This is a genomic window from Brucella pecoris, from assembly GCF_006376675.1.
Lineage (GTDB): Bacteria > Pseudomonadota > Alphaproteobacteria > Rhizobiales > Rhizobiaceae > Brucella > Brucella pecoris.
In genome coordinates, this window is the sequence record NZ_VEWK01000004.1 from 95717 (window position 1) to 120823 (window position 25107).

Genomic DNA, 25107 nt, shown 5'->3' on the forward strand with positions numbered 1-25107 from the left:
AAAGCCCCGCTTTTGCGGGGCTTTTTATAGTCACATGGTTGCAACCGATTACATATGGATTGGCTTGGCGAAGGTCGCCAGGGCCGATTCGCGCACGGCTTCCGACATCGTCGGATGGGCATGACAGGTGCGAGCCAGATCTTCCGACGAACCGCCAAACTCCATCAGAACAGCCAGTTCGTGGATCATTTCACCGGCATTGTAGCCGAGGATATGCGCGCCCAGAACACGGTCAGTCGCCTTGTCGGCAAGGATTTTCACAAAGCCGTCGGTGTGGAGCATGGCACGTGCACGACCATTGGCCGTGAACGGGAACTTGCCGACCTTGTATTCAATGCCAGCGGCCTTCAGTTCTTCTTCTGTCTTGCCGACCGAGGCGACTTCCGGCTGCGTGTAGACGACGCTCGGGATAACGTCGAAATTCACGTGACCGGCTTGGCCGGCGATGATTTCGGCAACAGCAATGCCTTCGTCTTCAGCCTTGTGCGCCAGCATCGGGCCCTGAACCACGTCGCCGATGGCATAGATGCCTTCGACGTTAGTACGCCAGTGATCGTCGATCGCAACGCGGCCGCGATCATCGACAGCGATACCCGCTTCCTGAAGGCCAAGGCCGTCCGTATAAGGACGACGACCGGTGGCGATAAGAACTGCATCGGCTTCAAGCGTTTCAGCCGCACCGCCCTTCACCGGTTCGAACGTCACCTTCGCGCCCTTGCCTGCCTTATCCACGCCGGTCACCTTTGCGCCGAGCTTGAAGGCAATGCCCTGCTTTTCGAGCAGGCGCTGGAACTGCTTCGACACTTCGCCATCCATGGGCCCGAGCACCTTGTCGAGATATTCGACGACCGTGACCTTCGCACCAAGACGCGCCCAGACGGAACCAAGTTCCAGACCGATCACACCGCCGCCGACAACGATCAGGCTGCCTGGAACCTTGTCGAAGGAAAGCGCGCCGGTCGAGGAAACGATGACCTTCTCGTCAATATCGACCTTCACGCCCGGAATGCCCGCGACATCGGAACCGGTGGCAATGATGATGTTCTTTGCCTCGATCTCCTCGACCTTGCCGTCTTCGGCGGTCACGGAAACCTTGCCCTTGCCGACGATCTTGCCAGTGCCGATGAAAGCCGTGATCTTGTTCTTCTTGAACAGGAATTCAACGCCCGTGACATTGGCCTTAACAGTCGTGTCCTTGTGCGCCAGCATCTTTCCCAGATTGAGCTTCGGCGTCACTTCCACGCCGAGCGTGTCGAAGGAATGACCGGCTTCGGCGAAAACTTCCGACGCATGCAGAAGCGCCTTGGAAGGAATGCAGCCGATATTCAGGCAGGTGCCACCGAAGGTCTTGCGCTTCTCCACAACAGCAACGGAAAGACCAAGCTGTGCAGCCTTGATCGCGGCGACATAACCGCCGGGGCCCGTACCGATGACAACCACATCGTATGACATTGAACTATCCTTCTTCAGTCTGTCCTGAACGTTTTTCGAACGCCCCGTCCATCCGGGCCCGTTCCTTCATTCGAAATTATTCACATGCAATCAGTGCCTGCGGGCTACCGATCATTCCTCGTCTGGTGAACATCCCTGAAAACGGAATGCTTCCCACTGCAGCGGCTTTTCGGGTTTTGCCGCTCCAAAATCATAACCATCGAGCGCCGTCACCAGATCGGGCAGCAGGATCGCCTGCGCCGCCGGTTCTTCCGCCTTGGGCAGAACATCGGCCTCTGCACCTTCCTTCAGCGCATAGATGACGCTCTGCCAGATGCTGCAATCGTCGAGATCTTCCGGGTTGGAGCCGTCGCCCTTGCAGTTGAAGGTCAGCAACGCATAGGGACGCGCCACGCCTTCTTCCGGCCAGATCACCATGCCGCTCAGCTTGAAATCGGGCTTGTCATTGGCGGTGATGGTGAATTCATTCGTCGGTGCCGGAGACATTTTCAGGTCGTTCGACTGCTCCGGGCGAAACGTCAGCGTGTAAGCATCGTCGCGATCGCGATAAATCGCCCGGTTCTGCGTGCAGGCCGCCTGAACCGCGGTTGAGAACACGGTGAGCGCAAGCACCGAAACGGCGGCAGTCCTGAAAAGCTTGTTTGCAGCGTGCATCTGTCGGTTCTCCCTGAATGTTCCGGCTGAGTGCTTCCGGCAGCGAATCGAGATTCAGCCAAACTGAACCTGTTGCTTTTTACATAGCCTTTTCGGTGGCAAGTTTAAGCCCCAGCGCGATGAAGACAACACCGCTGGTCCGATCGATCCATTTCGAGGCGCGCGAGAAGGCGGCGCGCATCTTCGGCGTCGTCATGAAAAGGCTGACGCCGACGAACCATGAGATCAGTGCGGTCGCCATCACAACGCCATAGCCAAGCTTAACCTCGGTCGGCGTATGAGCATGAACGACCGTCGAAAAAATCGACAGAAAGAAGAACACAGCTTTTGGATTGAGCGCATTGGCGGCAAAGCCGAGGCCGAACGCCTTGGCAAAGCTCTGCGGCTTGCGCGGTTCCTTCGGTGCCGCTTCCACATCGATCTTCGTCGTTCCAGCGCGCAACGCCTTGATGCCGATATAGACCAGATAGGCCACACCGCACCATTTGACGATATTGAACAGATAGATCGACTTGGAAATGATGAGCCCGAGACCCAGAACCGTGTAGGTGACATGCATCATGAGCGCCGCACCGATGCCGAAGCTCGTGATAATCGCCTCACGACGGCCGTGCAGCAGCGATTGCCGGATGACCATCGCGAGATCGGCGCCGGGGGAAACAATGGCAAAGACGAAGATCGCCATCAGGGATGCAAGTTCGAACAGATAGGGATGCATCGCGTTTCCTTCATTGCACGTGTTTCACGCGCAGGCTGTCATCACAGAACCAAAGCCAGAAGCATGATACCGAGCCCCACCAGACTAATGAGCCAGACGAAGGACCGGAAATAGGGAATGCCCGCCAGATAAAGCGGGATATAGACGATGCGGCCGAAAAACCAGAGCCACGCCCCGAGGATACCCCATCCCGACGGGTCGCCTTTCAGCACGAGCGCCAGCGCCAACCCAACGAAAGCCGGATAGGTCTCGCGGAAATTGGCGGAGGCACGCTCCGCGCGACCGGCATATTTGCCGGAGGGTTTCAAACCCTCATCGCGCGGACCGGCATTCCATTGAGAGCCGAGTTCCTTTGTCGCCGCAAAGCCCTGCAGGAGGATATGAACCACCAGCAGGACGACGCTCAAGCCGACCAGCGGCAGAAACGGGGATGCGGAGAAGATGCCCGGCTCCATCGTTTGTCCTTAGAGATCGAGAACCAGACGTTCCGGATCTTCGAGGCTTTCCTTGACGCGCACGAGGAAAGTCACGGCTTCCTTGCCATCCACGATGCGGTGATCGTAGGACAGGGCAAGATACATCATCGGACGGATCACGATCTGACCGCCGACGACAACCGGACGTTCCTGGATCTTGTGCATGCCGAGGATACCCGACTGCGGAGCGTTCAGGATCGGCGACGACATCAGCGAACCGTACACGCCGCCATTGGTGATGGTGAACGTGCCGCCCTGCATGTCAGCGACCGAAAGCGTACCGTCACGCGCTGCCTTGGCAAGACGGCCCAGTTCCTTTTCAACGCCAGCAATCGAAAGCTGATCGGCATCACGGATGACCGGAACCACAAGACCCTTGTCCGTGCCGACGGCCATGCCGACATGCGCGAAGTTCTTGTAGATGATGTCGGTGCCGTCGATCTCGGCGTTAACAGCCGGAATTTCCTTCAGCGCATGGGTCACGGCCTTGGTGAAGAAGCCCATGAAGCCAAGCTTCACGCCATGCTTCTTCTCGAAGACGTCCTTGTACTTAGTGCGCAGTTCCATGACCGCGGACATGTCGACTTCGTTATAGGTCGTCAGCATGGCGGCAGTGTTCTGGGCATCCTTCAGACGCTTGGCGATCGTCTGGCGCAGGCGGGTCATCTTCACGCGTTCTTCACGCGATGCGTCCCCAGCCGACGATGCCGGACGTGCAGCAGCGACAGCGACCGGTGCCGGAGCAGCCGGTACGCCCTTGGCGATTGCATCAAGAACGTCGCCCTTGAGAACCTGGCCGCGCTTGCCGGAACCTTCGACCTGATCGGCGGAGAGGTTGTTTTCAGCGAGCAGCTTGGAAGCTGCCGGAGCCGGCTGCATCGCCGGGCCTGACGAAGCCGAGGCGACTGGTGCTGCAGCCGGTGCGGCGGCAGCCGGCTTGGCTTCTTCCTTCTTTGCAGCCGGAGCCGCAGCGACGGCAGAACCATCGCCGGAAATCTGACCGAGAAGCGCATTGACTTCGACCGTGTCGCCTTCCTTGGCCGTGATTTCAGCCAGGACGCCCGCAGCAGCAGCCGGAACTTCCACTGTCACCTTGTCGGTTTCCAGTTCCACCAGCGGTTCATCGACGGCGACGGCATCGCCAACCTTCTTGAACCATTTTCCGATGGTTGCCTCAGTAACGGACTCCCCAAGCGTGGGAACGCGAATTTCGGTGGCCATGGTTTCTTCTTCCGTTGATCTTCAAACTTTGGATTTTGTATTCAATTCAGGTTGGGGCAGTTTCGAAAAACTGCCCCAGAACTCTAACCCGGATCAGTTACCGAGTGCATCCTCAAGGAAAGCAGCAAGCTGCGCAAGATGCTTCGACATCAGACCTGTTGCAGGCGATGCTGCGGCCGGACGGCCCGCATAGCGCACGCGCTGATGCTTGGCGTCGATATGAGCCAGCACCCATTCCAGATACGGGTCGATGAACGACCATGCACCCATGTTCTTCGGCTCTTCCTGGCACCAGACCATTTCCGCATGGCGGAAGCGTGACAGCTCGTTGATGAGCGCCTTGGCCGGGAACGGATAAAGCTGTTCGACACGCAGCAGATAGACGTCATCGATGCCGCGCTTTTCACGCTCTTCGTAGAGATCGTAATAGACCTTGCCCGAGCAGAGCACGACGCGACGGATCTTTGCATCCTTCTGGAGCTTGATGCCTTCGTCCTTGTTATATTGCGCATCATCCCACAGCAGGCGGTGGAACGAGGATTCGCCCGACATTTCGGCCAAGGTCGAAACGGCGCGCTTGTGGCGCAGCAGCGACTTCGGCGTCATCATGATGAGCGGCTTGCGGAAGTCGCGCTTCATCTGGCGGCGCAGAATATGGAAGTAGTTGGCCGGCGTCGTAACGTTGGCAACCTGCATGTTGTCTTCGGCGCAGAGCTGGAGATAACGCTCCAGACGAGCCGAGGAGTGTTCCGGACCCTGACCTTCATAGCCATGCGGCAGAAGGCAGACCAGACCGGACATGCGCAACCACTTGCGTTCGCCCGACGAGATGAACTGGTCGAACACGACCTGTGCACCGTTGGCGAAATCGCCGAACTGGGCTTCCCACAGAACCAGCGCACGCGGTTCGGACAGCGAATAGCCGTATTCGTAGCCGAGAACTGCTTCTTCCGAGAGCATCGAATTGATGACCTCGTAGATCGCCTGACCCTTCTGGATATTGTTGAGCGGGATGTAGCGGTTCTGGGTCTCCTGATCGTAGAGAACCGTATGGCGCTGCGAGAAGGTGCCGCGCTCGACATCCTGACCTGAGAAACGGATCGGATTGCCTTCCGCGACCAGCGAACCGAAAGCAAGCGCTTCTGCCGTTGCCCAGTCAATGCCTTCGCCCGTTTCCATCATCTTGGCACGGTTGTCGAGGAAGCGCTGGATCGTGCGATGGACGTGGAAGTCCTTCGGCACTTCAACCAGCTTCTTGCCGATTTCCTTCAGCGTCTTCACCGGCACGGCGGTCTTGCCGCGGCGCTGTTCGTCGGCGTTGTCTGCGGTGCGCAGACCAGCCCACGCACCGTCCAGCCAGTCGGCCTTGTTCGGCTTGTAGCTCTGTCCGGCGTCGAATTCGGTTTCCAGATTTTCGCGCCACTGCGCTTTCATCTGGTCGATTTCTTCCTGCTTGATCAGACCTTCCGCAATCAGCTTGTCGCTATAGAGCTGAACCGTCGTCTTGTGCGCACGGATCGCCTTGTACATCAGCGGCTGGGTGAAAGACGGCTCATCGCCCTCGTTGTGACCGAAGCGGCGATAGCAGAACATGTCGATGACCACCGGCTTGTGGAAGGTCATGCGGAACTCGGTCGCAACCTTGGCGGCAAACACCACAGCTTCCGGATCGTCGCCATTGACGTGGAAGATCGGCGCTTCGATCATTTTCGCTACATCCGACGGATAAGGCGACGAACGCGAGAAGGCCGGATTGGTGGTGAAACCGATCTGGTTGTTGATGATGAAGTGAACCGTACCGGCGACGCGATGGCCTTTCAGGCCCGAAAGACCGAGACACTCGGCCACGACACCCTGACCGGCAAAGGCAGCATCGCCATGCAGGAGCAGCGGCAGAACCTTGGCGCGCGTTGCGAGTGGAACCATGTCGTCGCGGGTGCGACCAGCCAGCAGATCCTGCTTGGCGCGAGCCTTGCCCATCACGACCGGGTTGACGATTTCCAGATGCGACGGGTTGGCGGTCAGCGACAGGTGAACCTTGTTGCCGTCGAACTCACGATCCGACGAAGCGCCCAGATGGTACTTCACGTCGCCCGAGCCTTCCACGTCGTCCGGCGCATAGGAGCCGCCCTTGAATTCGTGGAAGATGGCGCGATGCGGCTTGCCCATGACCTGGCTAAGCACGTTCAGACGACCACGGTGGGCCATGCCGAAGATGATTTCCTTGACGCCCATAGCGCCGCCGCGCTTGACGATCTGCTCAAGGGCCGGAATCAGCGATTCACCGCCATCGAGGCCGAAACGCTTGGTGCCCTTGTACTTGACGTCGATGAACTGCTCGAAGCCTTCCGCTTCGATCAGCTTCGACAGGATGGCCTTCTTGCCTTCCGGCGTGAAGGCAACCTTTTTGTCCGGACCTTCGATGCGTTCCTGAATCCAGGCCTTTTCAGCCGGATCGGAGATATGCATGAACTCGACGCCGATCGTGCCGCAATAGGTACGCTTCAGAATGTCGAGCATTTCCGGCACGGTCGCATATTCGAGGCCGAGCACGTTGTCGATGAAGATCTTGCGGTTGTAGTCGGCAGGCGTGAAACCGTAATTTTCCGGCTCCAGCTCGTTATAGTCGTTCGGCTTTTCGGAGAGACCGAGCGGATCGAGATTGGCGTGCAGATGGCCGCGCATGCGATAGGCGCGGATCATCATGATGGCGCGAACGCTGTCGCGTGCAGCCTGCGTAATCTCTTCGCTGGTCAGGGCCGCGCCGGTTGCGCCCTTCGCTTCGCCCTTTGCAGCCTTGCCCTTCAGTTTGTCAGTGACATGCTTTTCAACTTCGGCCCAGTTGCCGTCGAGTGCGGAAACGAGTTCGCCATTGGCAGCAATCGGCCAGTTCTTTCTGGTCCAGCTCGGACCTTCCGCATTCTTCTTCACGTCGTCGGCATTGTCGCCCAGCTTCGCGAAGAAATCGCGCCACTGCGGATCGACCGAATTCGGATCGTCCTCATATTTGGCGTACAGCTCCTCGATATAGTCGGCATTGCCGCCATAGAGGAATGAGGTAAGGGCGAAAACGTCGTTGGCTTGTTCTTGCCTTGCCATAGCCTATCCGGAGCAGCGCTCCGTCTCCTTGTCAGTGGCTCATCTTGCGCGGGCCGGAAGTTCGAAACTTCATCCCTCACGCCGCCGGGGAGGAACCGCTACAGACCCCGGCATGACTAAACTCTACGCGTCGGAACGGATATCCGTCCCTCTAGAGCGCGCTTCGATCTGATTAAATCAGATCGCCGCTCTAAACTTTTGTCTTAACGCGCATCTTATCCGAAAACCGTTTCACACTTTTCGGGATGCGCTCTCAGCCGGATCGTATGACCCGCTGTTATGCTAAACCGGCAGCGGCTTTCGCCGCCGCCGGGATATTCAGATCGATACGCGTTCTCAGCCCTTGAGGACTTCGACCAGCGTCTTGCCGAGCTGCGCAGGCGACGGCGACACGCGAATGCCAGCCGATTCCATGGCGGCAATCTTGTCTTCCGCGCCGCCCTTGCCGCCGGAGATCACGGCGCCAGCATGGCCCATGGTGCGTCCGGCAGGAGCCGTACGGCCAGCGATGAAGCCGACCATCGGCTTCTTGCGGCCGCGCTTGGCTTCGTCCTTGAGGAACTGAGCCGCATCTTCTTCAGCCGAACCGCCGATTTCGCCGATCATGACGATCGACTTGGTTTCGTCGTCGGCCAGGAACATTTCCAGGACGTCGATGAACTCAGTGCCCTTGACCGGATCGCCGCCGATACCGACAGCGGTGGTCTGGCCGAGGCCCTCGTTCGAGGTCTGGAACACTGCTTCATAGGTAAGCGTGCCGGAGCGGGAAACAACACCCACCGAACCCTTCTTGAAGATATTGCCCGGCATGATGCCGATCTTGCATTCTTCAGGGGTCAGGATGCCAGGGCAGTTTGGTCCGAGCAGGCGCGACTTCGAGCGTTCCAGGCGCTCCTTGACGCGAACCATATCCAGAACCGGAATGCCTTCGGTGATGCAGACAATGAACGGAACCTCAGCCTCGATGGCTTCGATGATCGCGTCGGCAGCACCTGCTGGCGGAACGTAGATCACGGAAGCATCGGCGCCCGTGCGCTCCTTGGCTTCTGCGACGGTTGCGAAGATCGGGAGCTTTTCACCCTTGGAACCTTCCCAGGTTTCGCCACCCTTCTTCGGGTGCACGCCACCGACCATCTGCGTGCCGTAGTAAGCAAGCGCCTGTTCGGTGTGGAAAGTACCGGTCTTGCCGGTCAGGCCCTGTACGAGAACCTTGGTGTCCTTGTTAACGAGAATGGACATGCCTCAATTCCCCTTCACTGCAGCGACGATCTTCTGCGCCGCATCGTCGAGATCGTCGGCCGAAATGACGTTCAGGCCGCTCTCGTTGATGATCTTCTTGCCGAGTTCCACATTGGTGCCTTCAAGACGGACAACCAGCGGAACCTTGAGGCCGACTTCCTTGACTGCGGCGATCACGCCTTCGGCAATGACGTCGCACTTCATGATGCCGCCGAAGATGTTGACCAGAATGCCCTGGACAGCCGGATCAGCGGTGATGATCTTGAAGGCAGCCGTCACCTTCTCCTTGGTAGCGCCGCCACCAACGTCGAGGAAGTTGGCAGGCTCGGCACCGTAGAGCTTGATGATGTCCATGGTTGCCATGGCAAGGCCAGCGCCATTGACCATGCAGCCGATGTTGCCGTCGAGAGCGACGTAAGCGAGATCGTGCTTGGAAGCTTCGATTTCCTTTTCGTCTTCCTCCGACAGATCGCGCAGTTCCTGAATGTCAGGATGACGGAACAGTGCATTGCCGTCGAACGATACCTTGGCATCGAGAACGCGCACGCGGCCATCGGTCATGACGATCAGCGGGTTGATTTCCAGAAGGCTCATGTCCTTCTCGGTGAAGGCCTTGTAGAGGATCGGGAACAGCTTGAGGCCGTCTTCACGTGCTGCACCTTCAAGCTTCAGCGCGTCGGCGAGCTTGTTGGCGTCTTCATCGGTCACGCCCTTGGCGGGATCGATAGCAACAGTGATGATCTTCTCCGGGGTTTCTTCGGCAACAGCTTCGATGTCCATGCCGCCTTCGGTCGAAACGACGAAAGCCGGACGGCCAACGGTGCGGTCGATCAGGATCGAGAGATAAAGCTCACGGTCGATGTCGGCACCGTCTTCGATGTAAAGGCGGTTGACCTGCTTGCCAGCTTCACCGGTCTGCTTGGTCACGAGCGTATGCCCAAGCATTTCCTTCGCATGGGCAACCACTTCCTCGACAGACTTGGCGAGGCGCACGCCGCCCTTTGCATCGGCTGGCAGTTCCTTGAACTTGCCTTTGCCGCGTCCGCCAGCATGGATCTGGCTCTTGACGACATAAAGCGGGCCTGGAAGCGTCTTTGCCCATTCTTCCGCCTGTTCGACGGAATAGACAGCCACACCATTGGCGATCGGTGCGCCGAAGGTGTGAAGCAGGCGCTTGGCCTGGTATTCGTGAATATTCATCTGGTTGTCCTCTGCGGATTCCCGGTCCGTCGCAATTGGAATTGGACGGAACCGTTACGGATTGACAGCCGGAAAAGGCCGGAGCCGCCCGCAGGCGGCAATCCGGCCTTGTCTGGAATTTTACTTCAGCGACGGAGCGATACCGATGCAGGCTTCGCAAAGACCGGCAACAGATGCGACCGACTTTTCGAACTCGGCCTTTTCGTCCTTGTCGAGATCGATTTCAATGATGCGCTCGACGCCATTGGCGCCAATCACGGTCGGCACACCGACATACATGTCCTTGACGCCATACTGGCCAGTCAACTGTGCTGCCACTGGCAGAACGCGCTTCTTGTCCTTGAGGTAGGATTCAGCCATCTGGATGGCCGACGCTGCCGGAGCGTAGAAAGCCGAACCCGTCTTGAGCAGGCCGACGATTTCCGCGCCGCCGTCACGGGTGCGCTGGATGATCTTGTCGAGCTTTTCCTGGCTGGTCCAGCCCATCTTGACGAGGTCGGGCAGCGGAATACCGGCAACGGTCGAATAACGGGCCAGCGGAACCATTGAGTCGCCGTGGCCGCCGAGCACGAATGCGGTGACGTCCTCAACCGAAACGTTGAACTCTTCCGAGAGGAAATAACGGAAGCGGGCGCTGTCGAGAACACCAGCCATGCCGACAACCTTGTGCGCCGGAAGACCGGAGAACTTCTGCAGAGCCCAGACCATGGCGTCCAATGGATTGGTGATGCAGATGACGAAAGCTTCAGGCGCATATTTCTTGATGCCCGCGCCAACCTGTTCCATCACCTTGAGGTTGATGCCCAGAAGGTCGTCGCGGCTCATGCCCGGCTTGCGCGGCACGCCTGCGGTCACGATGACAACGTCTGCGCCTTCAATGGCAGCATAGTCGTTGGCGCCGGTGTATTTCGCATCAAAACCGTCAACCGGAGAAGATTCGGCGATATCCAGTCCCTTACCCTGCGGGGTGCCTTCCGCAATGTCGAAAAGGACGACGTCGCCGAGTTCCTTCAGACCAGCCAGATGGGCGAGCGTGCCGCCGATCATGCCGGAGCCGATGAGGGCAATCTTGTTGCGTGCCATGATTGTTTCTTTCCTCACTTTTGATCCAGAAACGCATCAAGCCATCCGGAAACCTCCCCGGAAACGCTCAAGCGTTGGAACTGCGAGATAGGACTCTTTGGCGATAAACTCAACTCATTATTTTGCGACTAATGTTTTCAATCGGTTAGAATTATCTGTTCTTACGTAAACGTAAGATAATTTGTCAATATCAAGGCAAATCCACCCTTCCCTACCGCTGCAAACCATCCCCGACGAAGCGGTGAAGGAGCAACCGGCAAGCTGCGAATTCCATCAAGGTTGCCCACCGGTTCGAAACCAGCCCGACCTTAATCTGGTTTTGGGCCGATTTTGGGCCGATGCTGTAACAAAACCCGGCACGAACATGCCGCAGTTCCAGTATGAATTGCGTGAGCAACATAGCTCACCGGGCTTATAAGTCCAGACTATGCCAATCTAATGACGGGCCAATCTAATGACCGGCCAATCTGATGATCGGCCAGCCTGATATGGGAATGATCTATCCGGCCTTGCCGGGCGGTTCGGCCAGATAGTCCGCGCTCTGCATCTCGAAGAGACGGGAAGCGGTGCGGTCGAACTCAAACGCCTCTGTGCCCTGGCTGGCAAGATAGAGCTTTTCCGGCTGGGCTTCAGCGGAAATGAACACGCGCGCGTGGTGATCATAGAGCACGTCAACCAGCAGAATGAAGCGCTTGGCCTCATTGCGACGCGAATAGTCCAGCACCGGCACATCGTCGATGAACAGCGTCGGATAGTGCTTGACGATAGCGATATAGTCCGAGGCACCAAGCGGCTTCGAACAGAGTGCATCGAAAGTAAAGCGCGCCGCGCCCAAAATGGCGCGCGGCACTTCGATGTCGCGACCCTTAATGCGGATGACGTCCGGCTTTTCGTGCGCACCGTCCTTTTGCGCCGCCCAGGCCGCATCCATGCGCTTGGTCGTTTCAGACCCCAGCGGTGACAGATAGACTGGCTGGCGGTCGAGTTTTTCAAGGCGGTAATCGGTGCGCGAATCGAGGTTGATCACATCGACATGCTGCTTGAGGATACCGATGAAGGGCAGGAAGAGCTGCCGGTTCAGCCCATCGCGATAAAGATTGTCCGGCGCGACGTTGGATGTCGCCACCAGCACCACGCCACGGGCGAACAAGGCGCTGAACAGGCGCGACAGGATCATCGCATCGGCAATATCCGTGACTGTGAATTCATCGAAACAGAGAACCCACGCCTGCTGGCTCAAGGCATCGGCGACCGGCGGGATCGGATCGTCCTGCTTGGTTTCGCCGCGCTTATGCGCCTGACGATGCGCATAGATGCGCTCATGCACATCGGCCATGAAGTCGTTGAAATGCGCGCGGCGCTTGCGTTCCGCCGGCAGAAGCGAAAAGAACATGTCCATCAGCATGGTCTTGCCGCGCCCGACCTCGCCGTGCACGTAAAGCCCCTTGATGATGCTCGTTGCTTCCTTGCGCTTGCCGAACAGCCAGCCGAGCGCGCTCGATTTGCGTGACAGGCGTTTGGTGCAGATTTCCTCGATCAGCCGGTCGTAACGGTCGGTGAGTTCGAGTTGAGCGGGATCGGCTTCCACATCACCTGCCGCGACCATCGCATCATAATGTTCGCGAACCGAGGGGAACGCCTTCAGATTACCGTCGAAAGACATGATTGCTTCCGTTCAACCTTTCAATTGCAAAAACGGCGGACCATCTCGCGATGATCCGCCTGTCTTTAGAGCGTATCCCGAAAAGTGTGAAACGGTTTTCGGGAAAGATGCGCGGCAAACAAAACAATTGGAGCGCATTTCGATCTGATTCAATCAGATCGAAATGCGCTCCAAGCGAAAGAATGTCTTAGCGCGAAAGCGAAACAGCCTGACCGCCCGACGTCTGTCCGTCGAAGCGGCTCTGTCCTGACGAATAGAGCGAAGCGACGGTACCGCCATTCGCATCATAGAGAACGAGCTGCTTGCCGTTGACGGCCCAGGAAGCGAGATTGCCGAGTTCACCCGGGCAGCGCAACGGACCTGCGCGGAAGCCCTGACCATATTTGGTCTGCGGCGTCGCGATCTTGCAGCTCTGGCCGCCGAGCGATGCGTTCCAGACACCGGCGACAGAGCCTGGCGTCAGATCGGGCGCGGATGCCGGCGGCAGGCTTGCAACCTGCGTGCCGGGCTGCGCATTCGGGTCCGTGGTCGGAGCCGTCGGAAATTGCGAAGCATTGGGAGAATTAAGATTGCCCTTCTGCACCGTGCCTGCCGGAGCGGCATTGACCGGCGGCGGTGGCGGTGGTGGCGAAACCGTATCGAGATTGCCGAACCGGGAGCTCTGGCAACCGGCCAGGACAATGCCAGCCGCCGCGAGGCCGAGCAGACTTGCTTTCGAAATTCCCATCAGGTTCTCCATTTCCGCATTTCTCATCTGGGGTGGGGATGCCCCGGGCTACCTACCGAAGCCCTGCATTGTGACAATATTGGACCGATAAAATGGCTATATGGTTAAAAAAGCAACACCGGCACCTGTCATTTTTGCCTCCCAAACTCTTCAAGAATGCTCGAAACCGCTTAATAATCTTGAAACTGGGACAGGAAGGCCACAGTTTCTCCGATAATGGCGCCTGTTCTGCAGGAACACTCAGGCCGCAACTTTTCGCAATCTGTCGCGGGTACTGGCAATTTGCGGGCTTTTCCGCCATATAGACGCTAATTGTCCCATAGGCTTTTATCGACCAAAGCCACAGGAAAACGGAACCACGATAGTTATGGCCACCAGGGCAGCCTTCGCCAAGATGAACGGGCTCGGCAATCAGATCATCGTTGCCGACATGCGCGGTCGCGCCGACCGGATTACGCCTGAAGCCGCGATCCGTCTTGCAGGCGACAGCGAAACCGCCTTCGATCAGATCATGGCGATCCACGATCCGCGCACGGCGGGAACCGACAACTATATTGCGATCATCAATTGCGACGGCACGGAAGCGCAGGCTTGCGGCAATGGTACGCGCTGCGTCGTGCAGGCGCTGGCCGCCGAGACCAGCAAGCAGGATTTCACCTTCGAAACCCGCGCCGGAATTCTGACCGCGACCGAGCATGAGGACGGCCTGATTTCAGTCGATATGGGCAAGCCGCGCTTCGACTGGCAGGACATTCCGCTTGCCGAAGAATTTCGCGATACGCGCATGATCGAACTGCAGGTCGGCCCCATCGACGCGCCGGTGCTGCATTCGCCCTCGGTCGCATCTATGGGCAACCCGCATGCCATCTTCTGGGTCGACCGCGATGTCTGGTCCTATGAGCTGGAGAAGTTCGGACCGCTTCTGGAGCATCATCCGATCTTTCCGGAGCGCGCCAATATCTCGATTGCCCATGTCACTTCGTCCGAGACAATCGATCTGCGCACATGGGAGCGTGGTGCCGGTCCGACCCGTGCCTGCGGTTCCGCCGCCTGCGCCGCAGCCGTGTCCGCAGTGCGTACGCGCCGCACCGGACGCGCGGTTACCGTCAATGTTCCCGGCGGCCCGCTCAAGATCGAGTGGCGCGACGATGATCACGTCATGATGACCGGCCCTGCCGAGTGGGAATTCTCAGGCACTTTCGATCCTGCAACCGGCGAATGGAGCCGCGACGCCCAGAATGACAGGCCAACTGACAGGGGTGCAGCCTGATGTCGGTGGAAGTCGTAACATTCGGATGCCGTCTCAACACCTATGAATCAGAGGTGATGAAACGCGAAGCCGATGCCGCCGGACTTGGCGAATTGAAGGATGGCGCGATCATCTTCAACACGTGCGCCGTGACGGCGGAAGCCGTGCGTCAGGCGCGTCAGGCGATCCGCAAGGCACGCCGTGAAAACCCGGAAGCGCGCATCATTGTCACCGGCTGCGCTGCGCAAACCGAAGCGGACAATTTTGCCGCCATGGACGAAGTCGATCTTATTCTCGGCAATGAAGAAAAACTGAAATCCAATTCCTACCGGATGCTGCCGGATTTCGGCGTCAACCAGTTCGAAAAGGTCCGCGTCAACGACATTATGGAAGTGCGCGAAACCGCGAGCCACATGGTCGATGCCATCGAAGGCCGCGCGCGTGCCTTCGTGCAGGTGCAGAACGGCTGCGATCATCGCTGCACCTTCTGCATCATTCCTTATGGACGTGGTAACTCCCGCTCTGTTCCGATGGGCGCGGTGGTGGATCAGGTCAAACGCCTTGTCGGCAACGGTTATGCCGAAGTGGTGCTGACCGGCGTGGACATGACTTCCTACGGTCCCGATCTTCCGGGAAGCCTGCGTCTCGGCAAGCTGGTGAAAACGGTTCTTAATCAGGTGCCGGATCTGCAGCGCCTGCGTCTTTCCTCCATCGATTCCATCGAGGCCGATGACGATCTGATGGATGCGATTGCCAATGAAAAGCGCCTGATGCCGCATCTGCATCTGTCGCTACAGGCGGGCGACGACATGATCCTCAAGCGCATGAAGCGCCGCCATCTGCGCGACGATTCGATCCGCTTCTGCGAAACGGTGCGTTCGCTGCGCCCCGATATCGTCTTCGGCGCGGACATCATTGCCGGTTTCCCGACCGAAACTGAAGAGATGTTCGCAAACTCGTTGAAAATCGTCGAGGAATGCGGACTGTCCCACCTGCACGTCTTCCCCTACAGTGCACGCGAAGGCACGCCCGCCGCCCGCATGCCGCAAGTACGGCGCGAAATCGTCAAGGAACGTGCAGCGCGTTTGCGTGCCGTTGGCGACCATGCTTATGAAAAGCACCTCGCTTCTCTCAACGGCACTGCGCAGCGCCTGTTGATCGAGAAGGAAGGCATTGCGCGCACGGAAGGCTTTACGCTGGCATCGGTGGACGGTGGCGCACCGGGCGAAATCATCGAACGTATCGTGACAGGCCATGACGGTGAAAAACTCCTCACCCGTCAGGCAGAGCCGCAAGCGGCTTAAAGCTTAAGGGCATCAGATTTCATGGCAATGGGTTTCATCAAGAAAATGTTCTCCTTCGGCAAGAAGGAGGTCGAGGAAAAGCCGGTCGAACAACCGGCACCCGACGCTGTTGAAACGGCTTTGGAAACACAGCTTCCTGAAACCGTCGAAACGCCCAAAGAAACGGAAAACACCGTCGTTGAAGTGGTCATTTCCGAACCGGAAGCACCGGTGATCGCCAGCGAGCCTGAGCCGATTGAAGAGCCTGCGACTGAAACGGTTGAAGACAAAAAGGCAGAACCGGAGCATCCGGTTGCCGAGATTGAAATTCCGATTGAACAGCCTCCGGTGATGGAACCAATCGCGGTTGAAGCACCTGCGCCGGAACCTGCAATCGAGCCCGAGCCGGAACCTGTCGCTGAACCCGAACAGCCGGAAGTCGCAAAAGCTCCGGATGCATCGGTTGTAGAGGAAGCGGTCGAACCCGCACCTCAGCCAGAGCCGGTGAAGCCCAAAAAGGTCAAGGTCGCCAAGGCCGTTGAAGAACATCAGGAAAAAGCGCCGGTTGAAGCAGCGCCTGAGCCAAAGCTATCCTGGTTCGAGCGCCTGCGTCGCGGTTTGCTGCGTTCATCGAATTCGCTCAGCGAATCCATCGGCGGCATTTTCACCAAGCGCAAGCTTGATGACGACACGCTGCAGGATCTTGAAGACGTGCTGATCCAGGCTGATCTCGGGCTTGAAACCGCCATGCGCGTGACCGATGCACTTGCCTCGGGTCGCTACGGCAAGGACGTGACCGGCGAGGAAGTGCGCACCATCATGGGTGCGGAAATCGAAAAGGTTCTCAGCCCCGTGGCAAAGCCGCTGGAGCTTGATCTGTCGCACAAGCCGCATGTCATCCTCGTGGTCGGCGTCAACGGCACCGGCAAGACCACCACAATCGGCAAGCTGGCCGCGAAACTGACCGCGGGCGGCCTCAAGGTCATGCTGGCGGCAGGCGATACGTTCCGCGCAGCCGCTATCGAGCAATTGCATATCTGGGGCGAACGCACCGGTTCGCCGGTCGTCTCCTCCAAGCTCGGTGCCGATGCGGCGGGGCTTGCCTATGATGCATGGGAAAAGGCCAAGGAAGCGGGCAGCGACGTCCTCATCATCGATACGGCAGGACGGTTGCAGAACAAGGCCGAACTGATGGAAGAACTGGCCAAGATCGTGCGCGTGCTGGGCAAGCACGATCCGGAAGCACCGCATACAGTGCTTCAGACGCTCGACGCCACAACAGGCCAGAATGCCCTTAATCAGGTCGAAATCTTCAAGAATATTGCCGGCGTCAACGGTCTGGTCATGACCAAGCTTGACGGCACGGCACGGGGCGGCATTCTTGTCGCCATCTCGGCCAAGCATAAACTGCCGATCTATTTCATCGGTGTCGGCGAAGGTGTCGACGATCTGGAACCCTTTGCGGCCAAGGATTTTGCCCGTGCCATCGCAGGAGTTGCCTGATGGAGCATCCCGTTTTCGAACGCGATCCGTCACAAAAGACCGAAGCAGAACGCAAGGAAGTCCCGCCGCTGCTCAAGCTTGCGCTGGAGCTGGGACCGCTTCTTGTCTTCTTTTTCGCCAATGCGCGTGGAGAAAGCCTGATCGAGCGTTTCCCGGTGCTGGCTTCCATCGGCGCGCCGATCTTTCTGGCAACCGCCCTATTCATGGCCGCAACTGTGATCGCGCTCGCCATTTCATGGGTGATGACGCGCACGCTGCCTATCATGCCGCTTGTCTCAGGCATCGTCGTGCTGGTATTCGGCGCGCTGACACTCTGGCTGCACAACGACACCTTCATCAAGATGAAGCCCACCATCGTCAACACGCTGTTCGGTGTGATTCTGCTCGGCGGCCTCTTCTTCGGCAAATCCCTGCTTGGTTATGTGTTCGATTCGGCTTTCAAGCTGGATGCCGAGGGATGGCGCAAGTTAACCTTCCGCTGGGGCCTGTTCTTCATCTTTCTCGCCGTAGTCAACGAGCTTGTCTGGCGGAACTTCTCGACCGATGCCTGGGTATCGTTCAAGGTGTGGGGCATTATGCCCATCACCATTGTCTTCACGCTTTTACAAATGCCGCTTATCCAGAAGCATACACTGACGGAAGACAACAAGACCGCATCATAACAGGAGGACGGACGCCATGAATAGTATCGCACCACGGCTTGAAATCGAACAGTTCATCTGCCGCAGCGACAATTATGGCGTCCTGATCCACGACCCGCAAAGCGCACTGACCGCATCCATCGATGCGCCTGATGCAGCGGCAATCGAAGCGGCGCTGAAGCGGCGCGGCTGGACGCTCGATTTCATCTTCACCACGCATCACCATCTCGACCACGTTGAGGGCAATGAAGCGCTGAAGGCGAAATACGGGGTCAACATCATCGGTCCCAAGGCGGAAGAAACAAAGATTCCCGGTATCGACCGCACGGTGAAAGATGGCGACGAATTCACCTTCGGTCTCTTCCGGGTGAAGGTCATCGCGACGCCCGGCCATACGGCGGGCGAAGTATCCTATTATCTTCCCGATGCGAAAGCCGTCTTCACGGGCGATACACTGTTCGCGCTGGGCTGCGGACGGCTTTTCGAGGGAACGCCGCTCACCATGTTCCAGTCATTGCAGAAGCTGATTGCGCTTCCCGGCGACACGGCGGTCTATTGCGGCCATGAATATACCGAAAGCAATGCCCGCTTTGCGCTCACCATCGACCCGGCCAATTCCGCGCTCAAGGAACGTGCCACCGAGATTGCGCGGCTTCGCGCCGCGGATCGCATGACATTGCCGTCAAGCATCGCGCTTGAAATGGCGACGAACCCCTTCCTGCGCTGGCATGATGCTGGCATTCGCAGCCGCCTCGGCCTGCAGGATGCACCCGACGAAGCCGTGTTTGCCGAAATACGCAAGCGCAAGGATATGTTCTGACATATGTTATTACTATTTGAGAGCGCGAATCGTTCCACAGTTCGAGGATAGAACAATGACGGTGTTTTCCCGTTTCAAGATTGCAGGCTGCGCCGTTTTCCTCGGCCTTTCCCTTATCGCCCTGCCCGTTTCCACAGGCGTCGCGTTTGCCGACGACCTGCTTGATGTCGCGCCGAAGCAGACGCCTGCCGAAATCAACAATTTCAAGCTGAGCGAAGATTTCCTGTCACGCATGGAAAAAGTACAGGAGCAGCTAGGCGGCATGGAACTTTCCGCCACTGACGAGGAAGGACAGGATGCCACGCCTTCCTTCGACAAGATGGTGAAGAGCGTCGAATCCCGCCCGCAGGTGGTTGAAGTGCTCAAGGCCCAGAACATTACGCCGCACGACTATATTCTCGGCTATTTCGCCCTCATGAGCAGCCTTGCCGCCGCTGATGCCGAGAGTGAGCCGCAGTTGGTGGACGAATTGAAGGATATCAATCCCGAACATCTCGCCTTCGGCAAGCAATATAGCGAGCGCATCCGCGTTCTGATCGGCGAGTAAATTTTCGGGCGATTGCCCATCGCCTCATCTTGAGGAGGTATCCTGAGCTCGCGAAGGATACCGTCTCGAAAGATTGGAGACAGTTAATCACCTAAAATGGAGCCGTCCCTCGCCCTTCGAGACACGGCCCTCGATTTCTCGGGCCGCTCCTCAGGATGAGGGACGGAGCGCGAGCAATTAGTTTATCGCGCCGGTTGCCTGAGAAGCCGCAAAGCGTTGAGAGTCACGAGAACGGTTGCGCCTGTATCGGCCAGAATCGCGGGCCAGAGGCCTGTAATGCCCAGCACAGTGGTCACCAGAAAGACAGCTTTCAAACCGAGCGCTATGGCAATGTTCTGATGGATATTGCGCATGGTTCGCCTGGAAAGATCGACCATTTCCGCCACATCGCCAACGCGTCCGTGCAAAACTGCGGCGTCGGCGGTTTCCAGCGCCACATCGGTGCCGCCGCCCATGGCGATGCCGACATCGGCGGCAGCCAGCGCTGGCGCATCGTTGATGCCATCACCGACCTTGGCGACGATCAGACCCTCTTTACGCAACTCGCCGACGATGCGCTGCTTGTCTTCCGGCAGAAGCTCTGCCCGCACCTCAATACCAAGGTCGTGTCCAATGGCTTCTGCGGTACGACGATTATCGCCGGTCAGCATAACCGTACGAATATTAGCCGCCTTCAATTCCTGCAAACCGGCAATCGCATCGGCGCGCGGTTCATCACGCATGGCGATTGCACCGGCAATCTTGCCGTTGGCAACAAGGACAGAGACGGTCTTGCCGTCATCGTTGCAGGCGGCAATACGGCTCGCCAGCGCATCCGGAATGGCCGCAATATCATTGGCGGCGCGGCGCGACCCCAGAAACAGGTCCATTTCACCAACCGTCCCTGAAACACCCTTGCCGCCATGGGCCTTGCCCTGCGTGATAACGGACAGTTTCAGGCTGCGCTGTTCTGCGGCACCGACAATCGCCAGCGCCAGCGGATGGCTTGAGCCCACATCCAGAGAGGCTGCAAGACGCAGCACCTCATCTTCGGGCAGGTCACCAGCGAGAACATCTGTCACCTTCGGCTTGCCTTCGGTCAGCGTGCCGGTCTTGTCGAAACAGGCCGCCGTGATTTTACCGATAGTTTCCAGCACCGCACCGCCCTTCATCAGAAGGCCGCGCCGTGCGCCCGACGAGAGAGCCGCTGCAATGGCAGCAGGCGTAGATATGACCAGCGCGCAGGGGCAACCGATCAGAAGGATCGCAAGCCCCTTGTAGACCCATTCATTCCAGTCGCCACCCGCGACAAGCGGCGGCAGAATGGCGACGAGTGCGGCCACAACCACCACGCCCGGCGTGTAGTAGGTCGAGAAGCGATTGATGAAACGTTCCGTCGGCGCCTTGGCTTCCTGCGCCTCCTCGACCAGCCGCACAACGCGGGCGATGGTGTTGTCCTGCGCCGCAGCCGTGACCCGGACCCGCAACACGCCGTCGCCGTTGATCGTACCCGCAAAAACCGTGTCGCCTTCAGCCTTCCCGACCAGCGTGCTTTCACCGGTGACCGGCGCTTCATCGACAGCGCTTTCGCCCGTCAGGATTTCGCCGTCCGCAGGCATACGGTCGCCCGGACGCACGGAGATCACATCGCCGACCGCCAGGCTGTCGGCGGCAACTTCGGTGGTCGCCCCGTTTTTCTCAAGAAAGGCTGTCTTCGGCACCAGCGTGGTCAGGGATTGAATGCTGGCGCGCGCCTTTCCGGCGGCAACGCCTTCAAGGAGCTCGCCAACCAGAAACAGAAACACGACGGCTGCCGCTTCCTCGGTCGCGCCGATGAACATCGCGCTCACTGCAGCGATCGTCATCAGAATCTCGATGGAAAACGGCGTGCCGTTGATGGCCGCCATATAGGCGCGCTTGGCAATCGGCACGAGACCGATCAGCATCGCAGCCGTGAAGGCCCAGAGCGCGATGGATGGATAAAGATGCCCGACAATATAGGCCGCGACCAGCCCGCCGCCGCAGGCAAGCATCATCTGGCCTTTTTTCGAGCGCCACCACGGCAGTGGCTTTGTCGGCGCTGTTGTCTTCCGCGCTGAACTGGCACCGGGGAGAGCCATTTCGGCAAGCGCGGTCTTGTAGCCCAGCGCTGTCACCTTTCCGGCAATTTCACCGCTCTGTGCCGTTCCATCATGATTGACGGTCATCGCGCCATTGGTCACGGAAACGGACACATCCGTTACGCCCGACACCCGCCGCACGGCAGTATCGATCTTGGCCGCGCAGGATGCGCAATCCATGCCATCGACCTGAAAGCGGAAACTGTTGGCCGTTACGGCAATAACCTTGTCATGAGCTTCATGGTTGTGGGCGTGATCGTGATGATCATGATGCCCCCCGCACGCACTATGGTCGTGGTCGTGGTCGTGGTCGTGGTGAGAATGATCGTGCGAATGCTCATGTTTCGCTACGGTTTTTTCCCCGCCTTTTGTTTCCTCAGCAATCGGTTCGACACCATAGCCGAGGCTGCGGACCTTGCTCGCAACCTTGTCGAGATCGCCTGTTCCATCGTGGCTGACAGTCATCGTCCCTGCCGTGACAGAAACGGACACATCCTCGATACCACGCACCCGTCGCACGGCAGTATCGATCTTGGCTGCGCAGGATGCGCAATCCATTCCATCGATGCGAAAGCGAATCTGGTTCAATGTTTCACTCATGATCTGCTCTTTTCATGACCGCTCTTGAATTGTCTCAAGCAAGGTCTACATCCTCTAGCGACTAGAGGAGCAAGCGGAAAATGATCATGAATGTATCGATCGGCGAAGCATCGAAGGCCAGCGGCGTCAAAGTGCCGACGATTCGTTATTACGAGCAGATCGGCCTGCTATCCTCACCGCCGCGCAGCAATGGCAATCGCCGCCTTTATGACCAGAACGACGTGCAGCGGCTGCTTTTCATTCGGCATGCACGCGATCTGGGTTTCGAGGTGGATGCCATCCGCACCCTGCTTGATCTTCAGGATAATCCCGACCAGTCATGCGCGGCGGCCGACGCCATCGCGCGCGCACGCTTGAGCGATGTGGAACATCGCATCGCAAAACTGCTCTCGCTTAAAACCGAACTGCAACGCATGCTGGAATGCACTGCCCATGGCCGGATCGACCAGTGCCGCGTTATAGAGATTCTCGGCAACCACGAGGAATGCGCACATCCCAAGCATTGAATTCTGACCGCTGGTCAGTTTACCTTGGAAAAGCGGGTGGCCTCGATCTTGAGCGTGCCGATCCGCGTGCCGATCCGCGCTACAACGGGTGCATAAATGCCCGAATTGCCCAGCGATGCGAAGGAAATCGTCATCCGGCTGCGATTGCTCAGATAATCGATGGCCTTCTTGCCCTTCTGATATCCGGAAACCGGAACGAACTTTGCCGAGCAGATAACCGATTCGCCGGTGAAGCCGTCGGTCGTAAACGATTCGGTGCCATTGAAGGCAAGCTTGATCTCCGCGCGCATCTGGCCATCGAACACACTCAGCGAGCGGTCGCAGACCGCCCGGCCGTTCTTTGCCGGTATCATCAATGCACTCAACGGATCGCTGACATTGAGAAGATCCTGCGGCGATGTTTCCACCCAGGGATCGCGCTTTTTAACCGGCGGCTGGTTTTCTGCCGCGACCACATTGCCATTGGCAAAACGGATCGTCGTGCTCTTGTTCTTGCGGCCATGCTTATAGGCCAGATCGAAGCTCCTGGGCACGACCTTACCGCTGACCGCACTGCCGGTAACGTGTACGGTTCCATCCGTATCGTCGAATACCCGCGCCAGACCGGAAGTCAGAAAGCGACCGTTGAGATTGTAATTGGCGCCATTGACCGTGGTTTCTATGGCCGATCGCGCAATCGAAAGCCCGAAAATGGAGATATCGTATTCGGTCCGATAAAGATCATTGGCGTTGGCCGATCCGCTCGCAATGACCAGTCCTGCAAAGGTCAACACACCATAATGCGCTAGCCGGTGCCAGACAGGCTTCAACTTATGCGACGGTTCGATCATGCGCGCATTCCTTCCGCTAAAGCACATCTCGGAAAAATGGGAACTGGTTTTCCGATAGAGACATGCGTAAAGACAAAAACCCAAAGCAGATCCGCTTTATCCCAGCTTGCGACTTGTTTTTCGTCCGGCGTCTCCACGATGGTTTTCAACCACATTGGAACGCCACAAAGTTGCGTGAGATTCTTCGATACAGTATCTGTGCAGCAGGCAAAACCGGCGAAGTTATGATCGCAAGCTTTCGTGAAGACCATGCGAAAGCCTGAAAACCGCGTCTTTGCGCGATGGATACGGAATCTCACTTGACTGCAACGGCTGCTGTCACTATAGAAACGCGACTTTCCCAATAGGCCGCCTGTCCGAAATCGCGCGCCAGCAGCATCAAACTGCGTTGATTGCTTGAATTCGGACATTCGGGTCGGGGCCTGAAAAGAACGTAATTAAAGGTGAGACCAAAATGTCCCGCGCTTGTGAATTGACCGGCAAGTCGGTCCAGTACGGCAACAATGTCAGCCACGCGAACAACAAGACGCGTCGCCGCTTTCTGCCGAACCTCTGCAATGTTACGCTGATCTCCGAAGCACTCGGCCAGAGCTATCGTCTGCGCGTTTCTGCCAACGCCCTGCGTTCGGTTGAACATCGCGGCGGTCTCGATGCGTTCCTCGTCAAGTCTGACGACAAGGAACTGTCGCAGCGCGCTCGCCTGCTGAAGCGTCAGATCGCAAAGAAGCAGGCTGAAGCAGTCGCTGCCTAAGCTTCCGGCCAAACATTTCGACAAAAAAGGCCGGCTTTTGTCGGCCTTTTTTGCTGGTTCCATCACCCAGGATAAAAAAATGTCAATCGAGACACCTTCTTATTCCCGGCTTATGCCTGCGATACTGGCCATGTGCGTGGCAGTTGCCGCGTCGAACATACTTGTCCAATATCCCTTCCAGCATTTCGGCCTCGGTGAAGTGCTCACCTACGGCGCCTTTACCTATCCCGTCGCCTTTCTTGTCAATGACCTGACGAATCGCCGCTTCGGCCCTGCTGCCGCGCGCAAGGTCGTCTATGCCGGTTTCGTGCTTGGCGTCATCATGTCGATCTGGCTCGCGACCCCGCGTATTGCGATTGCCTCCGGTTCCGCCTTCCTTCTCGCACAGTTGATGGACATCACCGTCTTCGATCGCCTGCGTCGCAAGACCTGGTGGAAGGCTCCCTTTGCCGCCGCCATGTTCGGCTCGGTGCTGGATACGATCCTGTTCTTCTCGATTGCTTTCGCAGCCGGTTTTGGCTGGATCGACAGGCTGACGGGAATGCCCGATTCGTCACTTGCTGAACCGGCATCCTTCCTCGGCCTCGGCGTGCCGCTCTGGGCGTCGCTGGCTTTCGGTGACTTCTTCGTGAAGGTCATCATGGGAACGCTGATGCTGATCCCCTATGGCGCGGTTCTCGCCGTCTTTGCTCCGACACTTTACGCGCCAAACCGGGCAACGGCGGAAAAGGCATGAAAAAGGGGCC

The 25107-nt window shown here is 58.0% G+C and carries 23 protein-coding genes; 9 read left to right on the top strand and 14 right to left on the bottom strand.

From position 1 onward, the window contains the following. Positions 1 to 48: 48 nt before the first annotated feature. From lpdA to FIB18_RS09460, 11 genes are all read right to left on the bottom strand, one after another. Entirely contained in the window at positions 49 to 1452 is a 1404-nt protein-coding gene (lpdA, locus tag FIB18_RS09410) for a dihydrolipoyl dehydrogenase (protein WP_140020463.1), read from the bottom strand. A 111-nt stretch (positions 1453 to 1563) separates the two neighbouring features. Further along, a complete protein-coding gene (locus FIB18_RS09415; RefSeq protein ID WP_140020464.1) occupies positions 1564 to 2106 on the bottom strand; it encodes a hypothetical protein in 543 nt (180 codons plus the stop codon). Positions 2107 to 2185: 79 nt separating this feature from the next. Then, positions 2186 to 2824, bottom strand: coding sequence for a LysE family translocator (locus FIB18_RS09420; RefSeq protein WP_140020465.1), 639 nt, complete (start codon positions 2822 to 2824; stop codon positions 2186 to 2188). A 41-nt stretch (positions 2825 to 2865) separates the two neighbouring features. Further along, entirely contained in the window at positions 2866 to 3279 is a 414-nt protein-coding gene (locus FIB18_RS09425) for an MAPEG family protein (RefSeq protein ID WP_140020466.1), read from the bottom strand. Positions 3280 to 3288: 9 nt separating this feature from the next. Next, positions 3289 to 4521: a 2-oxoglutarate dehydrogenase complex dihydrolipoyllysine-residue succinyltransferase gene (odhB, locus tag FIB18_RS09430; RefSeq protein ID WP_140020467.1), complete on the bottom strand. Its 1233-nt coding sequence runs from the start codon at positions 4519 to 4521 to the stop codon at positions 3289 to 3291. Between the two features lie 93 nt (positions 4522 to 4614). Further along, a complete protein-coding gene (locus FIB18_RS09435; protein ID WP_140020468.1) occupies positions 4615 to 7620 on the bottom strand; it encodes a 2-oxoglutarate dehydrogenase E1 component in 3006 nt (1001 codons plus the stop codon). A 336-nt stretch (positions 7621 to 7956) separates the two neighbouring features. Beyond that, positions 7957 to 8859, bottom strand: coding sequence for a succinate--CoA ligase subunit alpha (sucD, locus tag FIB18_RS09440; RefSeq protein WP_140020469.1), 903 nt, complete (start codon positions 8857 to 8859; stop codon positions 7957 to 7959). Positions 8860 to 8862: 3 nt separating this feature from the next. Then, positions 8863 to 10059, bottom strand: coding sequence for an ADP-forming succinate--CoA ligase subunit beta (gene sucC / locus FIB18_RS09445; RefSeq protein WP_105542886.1), 1197 nt, complete (start codon positions 10057 to 10059; stop codon positions 8863 to 8865). Between the two features lie 120 nt (positions 10060 to 10179). Further along, positions 10180 to 11142, bottom strand: a complete 963-nt coding sequence (mdh, locus tag FIB18_RS09450; RefSeq protein WP_105542887.1) for a malate dehydrogenase — start codon at positions 11140 to 11142, stop codon at positions 10180 to 10182. A gap of 499 nt (positions 11143 to 11641) precedes the next feature. Continuing rightward, the gene (gene zapE, locus FIB18_RS09455; protein WP_140020470.1) at positions 11642 to 12805 is read right to left on the bottom strand and encodes a cell division protein ZapE; all 1164 of its coding nucleotides are present in this window, start codon (positions 12803 to 12805) and stop codon (positions 11642 to 11644) included. 187 nt (positions 12806 to 12992) lie between these two features. Continuing rightward, complete coding sequence (locus FIB18_RS09460; protein ID WP_140020471.1) at positions 12993 to 13532, bottom strand: protease inhibitor Inh/omp19 family protein; 540 nt, start codon at positions 13530 to 13532, stop codon at positions 12993 to 12995. A 367-nt stretch (positions 13533 to 13899) separates the two neighbouring features. Between FIB18_RS09460 and dapF the strand changes: the two genes are divergently transcribed. Genes dapF through FIB18_RS09490 form a run of 6 tightly spaced genes read left to right on the top strand, consistent with a single transcriptional unit; the run spans position 13900 to position 19575 of the window. After that, complete coding sequence (gene dapF, locus FIB18_RS09465) at positions 13900 to 14802, top strand: diaminopimelate epimerase (RefSeq protein WP_140020472.1); 903 nt, start codon at positions 13900 to 13902, stop codon at positions 14800 to 14802. Beyond that, on the top strand, positions 14802 to 16085 hold the full coding sequence (gene mtaB / locus FIB18_RS09470; protein WP_140020473.1) for a tRNA (N(6)-L-threonylcarbamoyladenosine(37)-C(2))-methylthiotransferase MtaB: 1284 nt from the start codon (positions 14802 to 14804) through the stop codon (positions 16083 to 16085). Before dapF ends, mtaB begins: the two co-directional genes overlap by 1 nt. A gap of 21 nt (positions 16086 to 16106) precedes the next feature. Beyond that, positions 16107 to 17567 carry a signal recognition particle-docking protein FtsY gene (gene ftsY, locus FIB18_RS09475; protein WP_140020474.1) on the top strand — a complete coding sequence of 487 codons (1461 nt, stop codon included), beginning with the start codon at positions 16107 to 16109 and terminating at the stop codon, positions 17565 to 17567. Next, positions 17567 to 18229, top strand: a complete 663-nt coding sequence (locus tag FIB18_RS09480) for a septation protein A (protein WP_140020475.1) — start codon at positions 17567 to 17569, stop codon at positions 18227 to 18229. The genes ftsY and FIB18_RS09480 overlap by 1 nt, the downstream gene beginning before the upstream one ends. Before the next feature lie 16 nt (positions 18230 to 18245). Beyond that, a complete protein-coding gene (gene gloB / locus FIB18_RS09485) occupies positions 18246 to 19028 on the top strand; it encodes a hydroxyacylglutathione hydrolase (protein WP_140020476.1) in 783 nt (260 codons plus the stop codon). Positions 19029 to 19083: 55 nt separating this feature from the next. After that, positions 19084 to 19575: a hypothetical protein gene (locus FIB18_RS09490; RefSeq protein ID WP_140020477.1), complete on the top strand. Its 492-nt coding sequence runs from the start codon at positions 19084 to 19086 to the stop codon at positions 19573 to 19575. A 182-nt stretch (positions 19576 to 19757) separates the two neighbouring features. Here FIB18_RS09490 and FIB18_RS09495 read toward each other — a convergent pair whose 3' ends face one another. Next, the gene (locus FIB18_RS09495) at positions 19758 to 22274 is read right to left on the bottom strand and encodes a heavy metal translocating P-type ATPase (RefSeq protein ID WP_140020478.1); all 2517 of its coding nucleotides are present in this window, start codon (positions 22272 to 22274) and stop codon (positions 19758 to 19760) included. An 80-nt stretch (positions 22275 to 22354) separates the two neighbouring features. Between FIB18_RS09495 and FIB18_RS09500 the strand changes: the two genes are divergently transcribed. Beyond that, complete coding sequence (locus tag FIB18_RS09500) at positions 22355 to 22780, top strand: MerR family transcriptional regulator (protein WP_140020479.1); 426 nt, start codon at positions 22355 to 22357, stop codon at positions 22778 to 22780. 14 nt (positions 22781 to 22794) lie between these two features. Here FIB18_RS09500 and FIB18_RS09505 read toward each other — a convergent pair whose 3' ends face one another. Continuing rightward, positions 22795 to 23610: a DUF3108 domain-containing protein gene (locus FIB18_RS09505; RefSeq protein ID WP_140020480.1), complete on the bottom strand. Its 816-nt coding sequence runs from the start codon at positions 23608 to 23610 to the stop codon at positions 22795 to 22797. Next, positions 23607 to 24020: a hypothetical protein gene (locus FIB18_RS09510; RefSeq protein WP_140020481.1), complete on the bottom strand. Its 414-nt coding sequence runs from the start codon at positions 24018 to 24020 to the stop codon at positions 23607 to 23609. Before FIB18_RS09510 ends, FIB18_RS09505 begins: the two co-directional genes overlap by 4 nt. Positions 24021 to 24064: 44 nt before the next feature. Between FIB18_RS09510 and rpmB the strand changes: the two genes are divergently transcribed. Together rpmB and FIB18_RS09520 are read left to right on the top strand one after the other, a co-directional pair. After that, positions 24065 to 24361 carry a 50S ribosomal protein L28 gene (rpmB, locus tag FIB18_RS09515; RefSeq protein ID WP_078337585.1) on the top strand — a complete coding sequence of 99 codons (297 nt, stop codon included), beginning with the start codon at positions 24065 to 24067 and terminating at the stop codon, positions 24359 to 24361. Between the two features lie 79 nt (positions 24362 to 24440). Then, a complete protein-coding gene (locus tag FIB18_RS09520; RefSeq protein ID WP_140020482.1) occupies positions 24441 to 25097 on the top strand; it encodes a queuosine precursor transporter in 657 nt (218 codons plus the stop codon). Positions 25098 to 25107 lie beyond the last annotated feature (10 nt).

What these genes read in the sequence shown, in the direction of transcription:
- lpdA (WP_140020463.1), bottom strand. Translation starts at nt 1,452, where the DNA reads ATGTCATACGATGTGGTTGTCATCGGTACGGGCCCCGGCGGTTATGTC.
- FIB18_RS09415 (WP_140020464.1), bottom strand. Translation starts at nt 2,106, where the DNA reads ATGCACGCTGCAAACAAGCTTTTCAGGACTGCCGCCGTTTCGGTGCTT.
- FIB18_RS09420 (WP_140020465.1), bottom strand. Translation starts at nt 2,824, where the DNA reads ATGCATCCCTATCTGTTCGAACTTGCATCCCTGATGGCGATCTTCGTC.
- FIB18_RS09425 (WP_140020466.1), bottom strand. Translation starts at nt 3,279, where the DNA reads ATGGAGCCGGGCATCTTCTCCGCATCCCCGTTTCTGCCGCTGGTCGGC.
- odhB (WP_140020467.1), bottom strand. Translation starts at nt 4,521, where the DNA reads ATGGCCACCGAAATTCGCGTTCCCACGCTTGGGGAGTCCGTTACTGAG.
- FIB18_RS09435 (WP_140020468.1), bottom strand. Translation starts at nt 7,620, where the DNA reads ATGGCAAGGCAAGAACAAGCCAACGACGTTTTCGCCCTTACCTCATTC.
- sucD (WP_140020469.1), bottom strand. Translation starts at nt 8,859, where the DNA reads ATGTCCATTCTCGTTAACAAGGACACCAAGGTTCTCGTACAGGGCCTG.
- sucC (WP_105542886.1), bottom strand. Translation starts at nt 10,059, where the DNA reads ATGAATATTCACGAATACCAGGCCAAGCGCCTGCTTCACACCTTCGGC.
- mdh (WP_105542887.1), bottom strand. Translation starts at nt 11,142, where the DNA reads ATGGCACGCAACAAGATTGCCCTCATCGGCTCCGGCATGATCGGCGGC.
- zapE (WP_140020470.1), bottom strand. Translation starts at nt 12,805, where the DNA reads ATGTCTTTCGACGGTAATCTGAAGGCGTTCCCCTCGGTTCGCGAACAT.
- FIB18_RS09460 (WP_140020471.1), bottom strand. Translation starts at nt 13,532, where the DNA reads ATGGGAATTTCGAAAGCAAGTCTGCTCGGCCTCGCGGCGGCTGGCATT.
- dapF (WP_140020472.1), top strand. Translation starts at nt 13,900, where the DNA reads ATGGCCACCAGGGCAGCCTTCGCCAAGATGAACGGGCTCGGCAATCAG.
- mtaB (WP_140020473.1), top strand. Translation starts at nt 14,802, where the DNA reads ATGTCGGTGGAAGTCGTAACATTCGGATGCCGTCTCAACACCTATGAA.
- ftsY (WP_140020474.1), top strand. Translation starts at nt 16,107, where the DNA reads ATGGCAATGGGTTTCATCAAGAAAATGTTCTCCTTCGGCAAGAAGGAG.
- FIB18_RS09480 (WP_140020475.1), top strand. Translation starts at nt 17,567, where the DNA reads ATGGAGCATCCCGTTTTCGAACGCGATCCGTCACAAAAGACCGAAGCA.
- gloB (WP_140020476.1), top strand. Translation starts at nt 18,246, where the DNA reads ATGAATAGTATCGCACCACGGCTTGAAATCGAACAGTTCATCTGCCGC.
- FIB18_RS09490 (WP_140020477.1), top strand. Translation starts at nt 19,084, where the DNA reads ATGACGGTGTTTTCCCGTTTCAAGATTGCAGGCTGCGCCGTTTTCCTC.
- FIB18_RS09495 (WP_140020478.1), bottom strand. Translation starts at nt 22,274, where the DNA reads ATGAGTGAAACATTGAACCAGATTCGCTTTCGCATCGATGGAATGGAT.
- FIB18_RS09500 (WP_140020479.1), top strand. Translation starts at nt 22,355, where the DNA reads ATGATCATGAATGTATCGATCGGCGAAGCATCGAAGGCCAGCGGCGTC.
- FIB18_RS09505 (WP_140020480.1), bottom strand. Translation starts at nt 23,610, where the DNA reads ATGATCGAACCGTCGCATAAGTTGAAGCCTGTCTGGCACCGGCTAGCG.
- FIB18_RS09510 (WP_140020481.1), bottom strand. Translation starts at nt 24,020, where the DNA reads ATGTCCGAATTCAAGCAATCAACGCAGTTTGATGCTGCTGGCGCGCGA.
- rpmB (WP_078337585.1), top strand. Translation starts at nt 24,065, where the DNA reads ATGTCCCGCGCTTGTGAATTGACCGGCAAGTCGGTCCAGTACGGCAAC.
- FIB18_RS09520 (WP_140020482.1), top strand. Translation starts at nt 24,441, where the DNA reads ATGTCAATCGAGACACCTTCTTATTCCCGGCTTATGCCTGCGATACTG.